The sequence below is a fragment of the Ureibacillus sp. FSL W7-1570 genome (assembly GCF_038593265.1).
In the GTDB taxonomy this organism is placed as follows: domain Bacteria; phylum Bacillota; class Bacilli; order Bacillales_A; family Planococcaceae; genus Ureibacillus; species Ureibacillus suwonensis.
The window spans coordinates 269,348-282,806 of sequence record NZ_CP151979.1; the positions used below are offsets into that span (position 1 = coordinate 269,348).

Below are 13,459 nucleotides of genomic sequence, written 5' to 3' on the forward strand. Positions count from 1 at the left end.
CACTAGAGAAAAAAATAGATGAGGTGTGCGGTGTGAAATCAATGAACTTACAAGATACTTTCCTAAACAATTTGCGTAAAAGCAATACTTTTGTAACAGTCTTTTTATTAAATGGTTTCCAATTAAAAGGAACCATCAAATCTTACGATAATTTTACGGTGTTAATTGAATCGGAAGGCAAGCAGCATTTAATTTATAAACATGCCATTTCAACATTTTCACCATCGAAAAATGTTCAGCTTCAATCAGAAGAACAATAATCGGATGGTTATTTGAAGCACAAATGGCAGTCTATTCCATGGGGTTATGGGCATGAATCTTCGGGGGACCTGGTCAAAGATCGTTGGCTTAAAGAAACCATCATGCTGATGGAACTCCATGGCAATTTGCAGAGAAAAATCGGCAGTTTTCATACTCGCCGATTTTTCTATTGTCGATTATAATTAGGGACATACGAAAGTTTTTGGAGGTTTTATAATGAAAACAATGACAACGGAAGAATTGATCAATTTATTGGATGCCAATGAGGACTTGAATATTATTGATGTACGTGAAGATTTTGAAGTGGCGAATGGGATGATTCCTGGAGCCGTACATATTCCGCTTGGTTCCATCCCTGAACGCATGGAGGAATTGGATCCATCAAAAGAATATATTATTGTTTGCCGCTCAGGAAACCGAAGCGGAAAAGCCTGTGAGTTCTTGGAAGCAAATGGATACAATGTCATCAATCTTGAAGGCGGAATGCTCGAATACGACGGAGAATTGGAGTTTAAATAAGGGGAGGAGGTGGAGTTCTTCAGGGGCTCCCCCTTTTTATTTTTCGGGGGATTTCAAGCATCTTTGGAGGAGCCGCAATTATTTTCGTATCCCCGCAAGTAAGTTGAACATGTTCCGATGGAATGATGAAACTTAAATAATCCAGTTGACTCCTTACAATGAATTGATAAGATGATATAGGATAAATTATGTAAGTCAATTAGACAGGAGTATCAATCATGTTTGTATCAAACTTAAAACCGGAAGTTGTAGAACTTGCAAAAAAGATCGAGGAAAAAATAAAGCCATACCATGAAAGGGTGGATGAAACGGCTTTTTTCAATCAACAAAAGGTATTGGCAGCCTTCAGAAAGCATCAAGTGAGCGACTTTCATCTGAATCCATCCACAGGCTATGGCTATGATGATGAGGGAAGAGATACCTTGGAGCGCGTATATGCGGAAGTGTTTGGTGCGGAAAGTGCACTTGTCCGAAGCCAAATTATCTCCGGGACCCATGCCATTACGTTGAGTTTATTCGGCGTGCTTCGTCCGGGGGATGAATTGATCTATATTACCGGAAAACCTTATGACACCCTTCAATCCATAGTGGATGGGGGAGAAAAAGATACGGGTTCGTTGAAAGATTTCGGTATTCATTATCGCCATATCGATTTGATTGGCGATCGGGAAATCGATTGGGAAGGCGTCCGGAAAGCCATCAACGAAAAGACAAAAATGGTGGCCATCCAGCGTTCGAAAGGTTATGCCACTAGACCGTCCTTCACCATTGAACAGATTCGTGAAATGTGTGAGAAAGTGCGGGAAATCAAGCAGGACGTCATCATCTTTGTCGATAATTGCTACGGAGAGTTTGTCGAAAAACTTGAGCCGACGGAAGTTGGGGCGGATTTAATGGCAGGCTCCCTCATTAAAAATCCGGGTGGAGGCCTTGCAAAAACAGGAGGATATATTGCCGGAAAAGCCGATTTGGTGGAAAAATGCGCCTTTCGGATGACGAGTCCCGGAATAGGTGCGGAAGCGGGTGCTTCATTAAATACATTGATTGATTTTTATCAAGGATTTTTCTTGGCGCCCCATGTAGTTGCTCAAAGTTTGAAAGGTGCAATTTTCACTTCTGCGATGCTGGAAGAGGTGGGAATGAAAACAACTCCTCACTATACGGAATACCGCACCGATTTAATCCAGTCCGTTTCATTCCAAACGGCAGAGCAAATGGTTGCCTTTTGCCAAGAAATCCAAGCAGCTTCTCCAATCAACGCCCACTATGCGCCTGTGCCATCCTATATGCCTGGTTATGAAGATGATGTCATTATGGCTGCAGGCACCTTTGTGCAAGGCTCAAGCATCGAACTTACTGCAGACGGTCCCATCCGTCCCCCTTATACAGCCTATGTGCAGGGAGGATTGACGTACGAGCACGTCAAATATGCTGTATGCAGTGCGGTTCAAAAACTGAAATCCTTTTAATGTTGAATAAAGCAGTTCAATTTGAGCTGCTTTTTTATTTCCTTTGCTGAAACTGTTCAACTCGGCAATATTGCATCGGTACGAATCAATTAAGAAAAAGTGATCCATCCATCCTTTTTTCAGCCGATTCCGATTGTTTATAAATCAAGAAATTTATGTTAACTTACTTAATAGAGTTTTTTGAAAAAGAGGGAAAATCATGATCACATTGGATTCGATCAAACATTACGGAGAATATGTTGCGATTGAAGCGGATGGACCTTTGAGGACCTTCAGTTCGGCCATGCACAACGCCGGCTACGGCAATTATCAATATTTTATCAATCGCACCGTTGATAAATCTTATTTTCCATCAGATGCCCATGAAGAAATGAAACAATTTCTTCAATCCAAAGGGTTTCCTTTGGACAAGACCGTTGCCATGATGACGGCGGTCGATATGAAATTCGCTTTTTCGCGCTTTTTTAAAGATGGGGATACGTCCATCGTTGTGATGGTAACCGCAGGATTGAATAATGCGGTTGATGTTACCCGTTCCCACCGGTATTCCTATAAACCGGCAATTGGCACAATCAATATTTTTATTTTTATTAACGGCTGTTTAACGGATGAAGCATTGATTCAGGCGCTTTGTTGCGCGGTGGAAACAAAAACCAAAGTACTTTCGGAAAAAAAGATTATCGATAAAAATACCGGAACGGTTGCGACTGGCACTTCCACAGACAGCATTTGCATCGCCTCCACCCAAAAAGGGGAAGTTCATGAATACGGAGGCTCCATTACAAAAGTGGGATCCCTTGTTGGAAAAGGCCTTTACGAAACATTGTCCATCGCCGTTGATGAATATCTTAAGTATACGAAAGGAAAATCTTGACATGACCATCCTGGCAGTCATTATTGGGCAAATGTTGGACTTGATTTTGGGAGATCCTCCAAAAATGCCCCATCCCGTTCGGTGGATTGGCTCTTTTATTGGATTCCTTACAACAAAATGGAATAAAGGATCCCACCGAATTTTCAAAGGAGCCATGACCGGAATTCTCGTAGTTGCCATTGTAGCCATTACGACTTTTTTCATCGTCTATGCTGCGTATCAAATCCATTTGATGGTTGGCATCCTTGTTGAAGGAGTATTGATAGGGATGGGTCTTGCCCAAAAAAGTTTAAAAGAAGCGGCAATGGAAGTATATATGGCCTTAACCCGAGGTGACCTTGAAGAAGCCCGGAAAAAATTATCCTGGATTGTCGGCCGGGATACGGAGCATCTGGATGAGCCGGAAATCGTGCGCGGAGTGGTGGAAACGGTTTCGGAAAATACGAGCGACGGGGTCACAGCGCCGTTATTTTATGCATGCCTCTTTGGCGCGACGGGATTATGGACGTATAAAGCGATCAATACATTGGATTCCATGATCGGCTATAAAAATGAAAAGTATGAAGAGTTCGGAAAATTCAGCGCGAGACTCGATGATGTGGCAAATTTTATTCCAAGCAGAATAACAGGACTCATTATTTTATTATTCACAAAAAAGAAGACCGACCGCCCATTGGCAGAACGGTTGCGTTTATGGCTGAAGGATGCAAAAAAACATCCGAGTCCAAACAGCGGTTACTTGGAGGCGGCAACAAGCTATCAGCTGGGCATCCGTCTTGGAGGATACAACTCCTATCATGGGGTGCCGTCGTTTCGCGCCTATATGGGAACACCAGATGTCCCATTGGCATCCGACCATATAAAAGCTGCCATTCAACAGATGTTTGTTGCATCCATTCTTTTTACAATCCTGATTGGGGGTGTCATCGTTGCAATATCCACCGCATGGAGCTAATTTCCAATCCCTGTACGAACGTTTTCAAATTCCGATGCCTGAAATGGTTTATGATTTAAGTGAGAATGTGAATGCTTTCGGATTTCCGCCAATGATTAAAGAACAATGGTTCCAATTGTTGAACAAAATTTCTGTTTATCCGCATCCGGAAGCGGAACCGTTAAGATCACTTTTGGCAGAGAAATTAAATGTTCAACGGGAGAACCTTCTTTTGGGAAACGGCGCAGCGGAATTATTAACCTTTTTTGCAGGCAGGTTTACCAATCAAAAGGTGATAATCGTCCATCCAACTTTTTCTGAATATAAAATGACGTTGGAAGCCCAAGGAGCCGAACTGATTGATTTGGTGGTGCAAGAAATCGAAGCATACCGGCTCCCGATTGTACAAATCAAAGAGCATATGAAAGAAGCGGCTTGCCTGTATTTATGTAATCCAAATAATCCGACCGGCTCCCTTATCCCAAAGGAAACCATCGAAGAACTTCTAATTTGCGGGGAAGAAACAGGGTGTGAAATCCTGGTCGATGAAGCTTTTATGGATTGGACCGATGAATCGGAATCCGTCATACCACTTATCGGACGGTATCCCAATTTGACGGTTTTAAGATCGATGACAAAAATGTATGGAATCGCAGGCATCCGATTGGGGTATTTAGTTGGGCGAAAAGAACTTGTGGAAGAATTGGAAAGCCGACTCCCCCATTGGCATGTCAACGCATTAGCCATTGAAATAGGGAAAATGTGCCTTGAAGATGAAAACTTCCGCCGTGAGAGTATTGCAAAACATGCCAGCATCAAAAGAAACCTCGAACATTTTTTGCGGAAACACCAATGTAAGACGACAAACAGCGTGACGAATTTTCTCTGCTTCCAACTGACAGATCCGGAAGAGACAAGGGATTTTTATTTTTATTGTCTCCGCAACGGTATAGTATTGAGACATACGGAAAATTTTATCGGCATGGATGGCAAATGGCTTCGAATCGGAGTGAAAAGGGAAGAAGCAATGAAAAAATTTCAACAAGTAATGGATGAATGGTATGGAAAATAAACTCGAGCTTTTTTTCGTTCGCCATGGTGAAACGGAGTGGAATCAGGAAGGTCGGCTGCAAGGCTGGCTGGATTCCAACTTGTCTCCACATGGCATCAAACAAATTACCCATTTAAAACAGCAATTAAAAGGCATTCGATTTGCTGCGGCTTTCTCCAGCACTTCGAATAGAGCGATACAAACAGCTGAATTGTTGGTAGGGGACTATTTGACAATCGTGAAAGATCCAAGGCTGTTGGAAATCCATCTGGGCAGCTGGCAAGGGAAACGGTTGGCAGACATTGAAAAAAATGATTTCGAAAGATACAATCATTACTTCCATCACCCTGAAAAATACATCCCTGATACAGGTGAAAGCTTTCACCAGGTCGTCCACCGGATGGGCGATTTTCTTGAATCCTGCGCGAATGCCTTCGACTCAGGGAAAATATTGGCGGTTTCCCATGGTGTCGCCATTCGGGCTCTGATTCTGCCGATTTTGCGGTTGCCAATAAAGAACATTTGGGATTTTGAAATTGAGGGGGCAAGTGTCACAAAAGTCACCATCACCAATAAAACACCGATCATTGAGTATATCGGAAAAACCATTTCGATTGAATAGACAACTCCGGTTAAAAATATATTGAACTAAACGATCATATGGAGTTGTTGCCATGTATGGCCATCATTTGAGTCTTGTTTTAAAGCATTTCGCCTTGATGTGGGGATTGACGGCGATAAGCCTGATTGTTGGAATGTTTTTGCCGTCTTCCATCGTAATTATTGTTTCGGTGGTCAATTTGGTCTTGTTGTTCATTGTCGTTTTCACCCGCAACATGCTATGGGCCAACGGAATTTTATATTTGATCCCCTTCTTTACAGGAATCATGTTCTATTGGTTGGCACAGTTATTTATCGGAATATTGGGAACAGCATTCGTGTACTCGCTATTATTTGGAGCGGCGGTTCTCTTCATCACACTTGCTCTTTTGGGCTTAAAAATGCCGAGGCATTTTCCGAATGGGGCAACATATTTCACAGCGATATTGCTCGTATTTATGCTATTTTTCATCATTTATTTTTTCATCCCGGTTGACAGTATGGTCCATGTATTTATTGCGGCCATCATCGTCTTTGGTTTTGTGCTATATACAGTTTATGATTTTAATTTGATCCGGAATTATTATGTAAAAGAAGATGAACTTGTTAAGACGGCATTAAGTTTATATTTGGATTTTATCAATATCTTCTTCTTTTTCTTTGGACGTTTATACCGGGGAAAAAGAAAATAACCTGATGGGAAAAAACTGAGGAAATTAACATTCGTTTATTTCTACAGTTTTTTCTTTTGTGGAAAAAGTGAAAATGGCAATAAATTTGATGAATTATGAGATGAATTTCTTAAAAATGAAAAAATTTTTGTCAATGTAAGGTTTCCTTACATGACGTTGACAAACAATATGCCAGATAGTAAAATGTTCATCATTAGGGAGGAGTGACATGTCATATCAAAATAAACGGACAAGTGAAATTCGAAGATCAATGCCGTTATTGCCAATCGGTACGGTGATTCAACTGACAGATTTGTCCGCGCGGCAAATCCGTTATTATGAGGAACAAGGTCTAATTTGCCCTCATCGTACAGAAGGCAATCAGCGGATGTTTTCATTAAATGATGTTGATTTGCTTTTGGAAATCAAAGATTTTCTTGAACAAGGTTTAAACATAGCGGGAATTAAGAAAATATTCGAAATGAAAAAAGGGGCGAAGGATGGAAAGTTTGGAAAAGAGCTTTCTGATGAAGAAATCCGCAGCATCTTGCGGGAGGAAATGAAAAATGCCCAATCCCGTTCCCATAAACCTTTGTTGAGATATGCAGATGTTACTCGATATTATCAATAATAATTTATACTAAAGAATTTAAGTAGGAGAGTGGAATTGTGGGTCGATACACAAAAGAAGACATCTATCGATTGGTTGAAGAAAAGGAAGTAAAATTTATCCGACTACAATTTACAGATATTTTAGGAACAATTAAAAACGTTGAAATTCCTGTAAGTCAATTGGATAAAGCTTTGGACAACAAAATGATGTTTGATGGTTCATCCATTGAAGGATTTGTCCGCATCGAAGAATCTGATATGTATTTATATCCTGATTTAGATACATTCATGGTATTCCCTTGGACAACAGGAAAAGGGAAAGTGGCACGTTTTATTTGCGACATTTATACTGCGGATGGTGAGCCGTTCTTAGGAGACCCTCGTACAAATTTGAAACGCGTATTAAAAGAAATGGAAGAAATGGGCTTCAGTCATTTCAACTTGGGGCCTGAGCCGGAATTCTTCTTGTTCAAACTGGACGAAAACGGCGAACCTACGTTGGAAGTAAATGACCATGGCGGTTATTTTGACTTGGCGCCGACAGATCTTGGTGAAAACTGCCGTCGCGATATCGTCCTTGAATTGGAAGAAATGGGCTTTGAAGTGGAAGCTTCCCACCATGAAGTGGCTCCGGGGCAACATGAAATCGACTTCAAATATGCGGATGCAGTCACAGCTTGCGATAACATCCAAACATTTAAATTGGTGGTAAAAACAATTGCGCGCAAACATGGTCTGCATGCAACATTCATGCCGAAACCATTATTTGGTGAAGCCGGATCAGGAATGCACTGCAACGTTTCCTTATTCAAAGGTAAAGACAATGCGTTCTATGATCCAAACACTGAGCTTGGATTATCCGAAACGGCAATGCAATTCATGGCGGGCTTATTGAAACATGTGCAAAGCTTTACAGCCGTTACAAACCCTACAGTGAACTCTTATAAACGTTTAGTTCCCGGCTTCGAAGCGCCGGTTTATGTGGCTTGGTCCGCACAAAACCGTTCACCGTTGATTCGCGTCCCAGCTTCCCGCGGAGTTTCAACACGTTTGGAAGTGCGCTCCGTTGATCCTTCAGCCAATCCATATTTGGCAATGGCGGTGATTTTGGCATCAGGACTTGATGGCATTAAAAACAAATTGACGCCACCAGCTCCAATCAACCGGAACATTTATGTGATGACGGAAGAGGAACGCCGTGAGAACGGAATTAAAAACTTGCCGGGGCAATTGGATGATGCCCTCCGCTTGTTGGAGAAAGATGAAGTGGTGAAAAACGCCCTTGGACCACACATCTACCAAAACTTCAAAGAAGCGAAAGAAATCGAATTCGAAATGTATCGTTCCACTGTCCATCCTTGGGAGAGAGAACATTATTTGAAAATGTATTAATAAAATAATGTGAAATAAAAACATCCTGCTTTCGCTGGTTTAATGCGCAAAAGCAGGATGTTTTCGTTTTATGGGGCATCAATTTTCATATTTTCTCGAAACCATAATCGGTTTGAAAGAATCCAAATCGTGGTAGGTGATACCGATATTCTGCAACTTGTGGAAGGTTGTGACAATATCTTCGTCATAATCGATCATCAGTCTGGATTCGCTTTTTTCTTGTTCGCGGACACTCGGAAAGTTTCTTGTGAAGCCTGATTTGATGCTTGCTCTCTCGATGCTGCCTCGGATGCCTGTTAAAAATACATTTTTCCCGGCGACGCCTCCGTTGATTTTATAATTGGAGACCGTACCGTGCAACTCCACTTTCCCTTTTTGGGAATAAAGGAACATATTGATTTCTTGCTGTTTTTCATTGAAATAATCTTCTAAATTGTTTCCTTGGCTTGTTGCGTAGTTGTAGGTGATGTCGCCTGTAGCGAAGATAATCAATCCACTGTCGCCAGGAGTATTGATCAATACATGTTTCAAGTCCACGTTGCCATTCACAAAAAATATTGCATCCGCATTGATGATGGCCGGTTTCAATGGAGATCCGAGCACTCCGTTGATTTCAAGATCCCCATCGACAAAATACACGCCTTTAAATGTATGTTCGCCGCGATTGATATTGAGGGCTTTATTTGTGATGTCACCTTTGTCCAGATAAAAGTTGCCATCAAATGTATGTTTGCCATCTTCTATTCGGATGGATGCCCGCGGAATTCCTTTCTTTTCTTCATAACTTTTGCTCTCATCAGGTTTTTCATCATCCGGATCGATGTTTATAACAGGTTTTTTGTTGGAAATATAGTAATTCCCTTTAAACGTGTTGCTTGAGTAAAGTCCGGTGATGATGATGTTGGAACCGTATAAATGGAAGTTCCCGTCCAGCGTATATTTTGTACGATCGATAAAATTGTTATTGCCTAATAATGCGGTCAATCTGAAATATTCGTTCCCATTTTCGCCCTTGATTTCATGGGTTTTTCCATCGATGATGGTTTGGATACCATATTTGAACCAAGTCGGCTTTTTGGCGTAGTAAGACGAATTTACAGGCAGCTTGTAAACCGAATATTCATTATCGTTTTTGATCACTTTTTGTGCAAGCGCCATTTTTCCGATATTGACCATATTTTCCACATCAAACGGCTCAGCTGTCCCCGTTTCCATCAGATCCGGCAGATCTTCATTGAATAAGTAGGAAGTGACATTCTTCACGGATTGTATATCATAAAGGCAATTGCTTTCCTTCATTTCATGGAAGTTATGTTTAAATACATCATTATAATTGACCCGGTCGAAGAACTTGTTGTCGCAGCCTTTCCAGTTGTCCAATGCTTCCGGTTTGATGACAAACAGCCGTCCGTTTGAAGGATTGACAAATAACTTTGCATTTTTCGATTCGGAAGGGAAAACCGTTTCCCCGCCAATGGCAGGGTATGTACTGTCTTTCCAACGTCTTTCAATCAGTGGGCTTGGTATGTATGCGCTGTTTGAGACGATGATATTTCCATCGGCTTTTACATCTCCATTGATGCTGACCCCGCCATTTAACATAAGGTTGCCATCGCCGCTTGTACTGACGGCATAATTCAGTATTTTCGGGACATCTGAGTATACGGCTCCGAGTTTGACTTCGGCAACGACCGTTTTTGTGGCATCGTTAGCCGTACCGACGCTTTTGAATTTCACAGTCCGGATGGTGTCAAGAGGATTGGCGGGAGTTTTTATGTAACATGCATCGTATTTTTTTTCACCGTTTTCATTCATAACATGGGTTCCTGAATCGCATTCATACTTCTGTAAAATATCATCAAATTTGTCGTTGAATGCGTTTATAAATTGCGACTTGCTGATGAAATTCAGCTTATAATACTTCTTTTTCGTGTCTTCCAGCACTTCTTCAATCGCTTGCTCCAATTCTTTGTTGATTTTTAAAGTGATATGGTCAATTCCGTCTTCTGCCAATTTGGCCGCCTGATTCGTTTTTTCCCGGTGTTCGTTGCGTGTGATCCCATTCATGGAAAAGGTGATCAAGGTTGTCCCGATAACCGTTGCAATCAACAACACCATGATGGTTATCACAAAGGCGTTTCCTTTTTGTGAGCGGAGGATTCTCATATACTATCTCCTTTCAAATAGGAAATTATTAGGGTATAGTAATAACTTTTTTTCATCCTTTCTTTCCATTATACTTATGAAAAAAATAATTTCCATAAAATTCTTATGAAAATGCCGTGTTTTTTGATATACTAAAATAGAAATATCAGAGATGGTTAACTTGTTGATATACTTAATCCAATTATAATATATATACTTTATTTATTGTAAATAATAGGGTCGTTTACAATTAATGATTTTTCAGTATTATTATTTTAGAAAATGCAATCAAATTATATTTATATAATATAATATTGTGTGTTTTTTGTTTTCGGAGATTCTTGGGCCATTTTAACAAATATGTTTTCAGAAAGCGAATATCAAATAATTACTATATGATATTTTTCGTTTTATAAATTCTATATTTTTTAATTGATAATAATGTTCAATAATAATCTCCCAAACAAAATGGCGGGAGATTGGAAATTTAAACTTATTTTCTGGAAGTGATTGTTGTTGGTTCCATGAAGAATTCATAGTATCCAGGCATTGAAGAGTTGTCATATTTTTTCGTCAATTCCACAAAAGTTTCCCATACAGCCGGATCATGCTCAATAATTAAACGGGAAGGGGAATTTGCATTATCTTTATTTTCAAATTTATTTCTATGTTTATTGAAAGATCCCCGAACGCCGCTTAAGATGACTTGATTTGCTGCAACTCCTCCTTTTAGGTGGATATTGGAAATTGTTCCATGCAGTTCAATTTTTTTGTCGGAATATAAGAAAGCGTTAACGACCAAAGGAGTTTCATTTAAATATTTATCTTTCAGATCGGTGCTGAGTTGGGAACTGAATTGATAAATAATATCTCCGGTTGCAAAGATGATCAGTTTGTTGTTGTTTGCTGTATTTAATTTGGTGTGTTGAATATTGACGTCTCCATTGACAAAAAGAATTGCATCTCCTTTAATGTTGGAGTTGTTGATTTTTACATCTCCATCGATAAAATAGACTCCTTTAAGGGTGAAATTCCCATTGCCCAATAGTCCTGGATCTAAATTCAAAGCTCTTCCTTTCGGGATCAACCCTTCATTATTGATAAGAAAATCAAGCAACCGTGTGGCGTCTGGATTATCGGATTTGGAGATGACACCGATTCCTTTCAATAGTTGAATCAATAATTTTTTCCGCTCAATATTATTTTTAATATAAAATTCTCCATCCATCGTATTCCAGTCGTTTTCATCGATGTCCAATTTATCCGAGACCTTATCCGATATTTCTTCGGATACCATATCCCCTGGTACATCCATTTGAATTTCATCATCTTTTTTTATACCCAATAAATTTCCCAAAAAATCAAATAAGCCTTTTAGTATGTTACTGACCAGATCCACCAGGCCTTTTAATAAATTATGAACGCCACCCAACAGGTTTTTTAATAATTGTTGTACGTCATCGCCAAGACTTCCTAAAAAAGTGCCCAATTTTAATTGCGGGGCGACATTGTCCAATATTTCCAAAACACTGACTGTAACCGATGTATTCACGCTGTCGGCATTATTTACTTCTGTTGTGATATAGTATTGCCCTTTAAGGGAACTATTCAAAAGCACGATGTTGCCATTATTGAATTTGTATGATCCTTGTATATTTTTTTTATATAAAACTTTAGTTTCATATGCATTGATCTTTTCAGTTAATGCATTTTTCAGGCTATTGTTAATTTTTCCTAATTCCGTTTTCCCGTGATTAATATAACCTGTTATTGGAACAGGCGTTAATTCTTTTGGTGCGGTTTTGATATTGATATCGCTTTTTTCAGTTAAAAAGCTGTCTATATCCTTGATGGAATATTTTTTGTAAAAACATTGATCGTTTTGGGAAGTATGTTCATCAAATTTGTAATGTTGCAAGTCATAATATGTAAAATACTTATCAGGTACGGTATAGTATCCAAAAGCAATAACCGATACAAGATTGATCAAACTTTTAGGAGTGTCCCCCAGCTTATCCATTAATTTCTTTAATCCATTAATTAAATTTTTTGCTTCTTCGGATCGTTTACAGCTGCTGCTTATTTCCCATTTTTTTAAATTAAAAAGGGACTTGTCAGGATTCATATAAATTTGAGCCGGTTCATTATTAATGCCTTTAATTTCAGGGTAAATTGTAGATTTCCATGGATTTCCGCCTTCATCGGCGTCGATTTTAGGTGCATATGCGCGATTGGCCACCGCAATATTTCCGTTAGTATACACATTCCCTTTAATTTGTATACCGCCGTTTAAAATCAAAGATTCGCTTTTATAGTTCGGATCTTCTTTTGGAAGGGTGCTGGGATGGGTTGCCACTGCGAAATCCAATATACTTGGATAGTTTTTATATGTCACCCCGAACTTCGCTTCAGCGATAATCACTTTTTCTTCGCCGTCAGCAAAACCTCTGCTTTTGATGGTGATTGGGACGTAGAAATCATTTTTGTTTAAAAGCTGATCGATTTTGTTTTTATATTCTTTGTTTTCTTTTTCGTCATATTGGACGCAAGTGGCATACCAAGTACTTCCATCTTTGTTATGTATATAATATTTTTCGTAATCCTTCTCTTCGTTTGGTGGACAACTATATGTACTTAAAATATCCATAAAGTCATTTCTGAAACTCGCTGTTTTATTATGATTTGTATCAATTCCCGGCGATGGAATCTTGCTTTCCAAATCCTTTTCCATACTGGCGATTAAATGCTCAATCCCGCTTTCCGCATTTTTTTTGGCCTGGTTATAATTTTCCCGGTGTTCATTTCGGGCGGTGCCGTTGATGGACATGCCGATTAACGTGAGCGCGATGACTGAACCGAGCATTAATACCATTATGGCAAAAAGCAGGGTGTTTCCTGTTTGGGATTTCAATTATGTTCCCTCCTTAAAAA

The 13,459-nt window shown here is 39.7% G+C and carries 12 protein-coding genes; 10 read left to right on the plus strand and 2 right to left on the minus strand.

Annotation, left to right across the window (positions count from 1 at the left end; genetic code table 11):
- The first annotated feature begins 32 nt into the window (after window positions 1-32).
- The 10 genes from hfq (at window position 33) to glnA (ending at window position 8,383) form a co-directional block, all read left to right on the plus strand.
- Complete coding sequence (hfq, locus tag NST13_RS01335) at window positions 33-260, plus strand: RNA chaperone Hfq (protein ID WP_342581204.1); 228 nt, start codon at window positions 33-35, stop codon at window positions 258-260.
- A 217-nt stretch (window positions 261-477) separates the two neighbouring features.
- The gene (locus tag NST13_RS01340) at window positions 478-780 is read left to right on the plus strand and encodes a rhodanese-like domain-containing protein (RefSeq protein WP_342469780.1); all 303 of its coding nucleotides are present in this window, start codon (window positions 478-480) and stop codon (window positions 778-780) included.
- A 218-nt stretch (window positions 781-998) separates the two neighbouring features.
- A complete protein-coding gene (locus NST13_RS01345) occupies window positions 999-2,249 on the plus strand; it encodes an aminotransferase class I/II-fold pyridoxal phosphate-dependent enzyme (RefSeq protein WP_342581205.1) in 1,251 nt (416 codons plus the stop codon).
- A 199-nt stretch (window positions 2,250-2,448) separates the two neighbouring features.
- The gene (locus tag NST13_RS01350; protein ID WP_342581206.1) at window positions 2,449-3,123 is read left to right on the plus strand and encodes an adenosylcobinamide amidohydrolase; all 675 of its coding nucleotides are present in this window, start codon (window positions 2,449-2,451) and stop codon (window positions 3,121-3,123) included.
- Window position 3,124: 1 nt separating this feature from the next.
- The gene (gene cbiB, locus NST13_RS01355; protein WP_342469777.1) at window positions 3,125-4,078 is read left to right on the plus strand and encodes an adenosylcobinamide-phosphate synthase CbiB; all 954 of its coding nucleotides are present in this window, start codon (window positions 3,125-3,127) and stop codon (window positions 4,076-4,078) included.
- Window positions 4,053-5,129 carry a histidinol-phosphate transaminase gene (locus tag NST13_RS01360; protein ID WP_342581207.1) on the plus strand — a complete coding sequence of 359 codons (1,077 nt, stop codon included), beginning with the start codon at window positions 4,053-4,055 and terminating at the stop codon, window positions 5,127-5,129. The genes cbiB and NST13_RS01360 overlap by 26 nt, the downstream gene beginning before the upstream one ends.
- Window positions 5,119-5,730 carry a histidine phosphatase family protein gene (locus tag NST13_RS01365; protein ID WP_342469775.1) on the plus strand — a complete coding sequence of 204 codons (612 nt, stop codon included), beginning with the start codon at window positions 5,119-5,121 and terminating at the stop codon, window positions 5,728-5,730. Before NST13_RS01360 ends, NST13_RS01365 begins: the two co-directional genes overlap by 11 nt.
- Window positions 5,731-5,782: 52 nt before the next feature.
- Complete coding sequence (locus NST13_RS01370) at window positions 5,783-6,400, plus strand: Bax inhibitor-1 family protein (RefSeq protein WP_342581208.1); 618 nt, start codon at window positions 5,783-5,785, stop codon at window positions 6,398-6,400.
- Window positions 6,401-6,608: 208 nt separating this feature from the next.
- A complete protein-coding gene (locus NST13_RS01375) occupies window positions 6,609-7,010 on the plus strand; it encodes a MerR family transcriptional regulator (protein WP_342469773.1) in 402 nt (133 codons plus the stop codon).
- Between the two features lie 38 nt (window positions 7,011-7,048).
- A complete protein-coding gene (glnA, locus tag NST13_RS01380) occupies window positions 7,049-8,383 on the plus strand; it encodes a type I glutamate--ammonia ligase (RefSeq protein WP_342581209.1) in 1,335 nt (444 codons plus the stop codon).
- A 78-nt stretch (window positions 8,384-8,461) separates the two neighbouring features.
- Here glnA and NST13_RS01385 read toward each other — a convergent pair whose 3' ends face one another.
- Together NST13_RS01385 and NST13_RS01390 are read right to left on the minus strand one after the other, a co-directional pair.
- Complete coding sequence (locus NST13_RS01385; protein ID WP_342581210.1) at window positions 8,462-10,549, minus strand: hypothetical protein; 2,088 nt, start codon at window positions 10,547-10,549, stop codon at window positions 8,462-8,464.
- A 472-nt stretch (window positions 10,550-11,021) separates the two neighbouring features.
- On the minus strand, window positions 11,022-13,439 hold the full coding sequence (locus tag NST13_RS01390; RefSeq protein ID WP_342581211.1) for a hypothetical protein: 2,418 nt from the start codon (window positions 13,437-13,439) through the stop codon (window positions 11,022-11,024).
- Window positions 13,440-13,459: the final 20 nt, after the last annotated feature.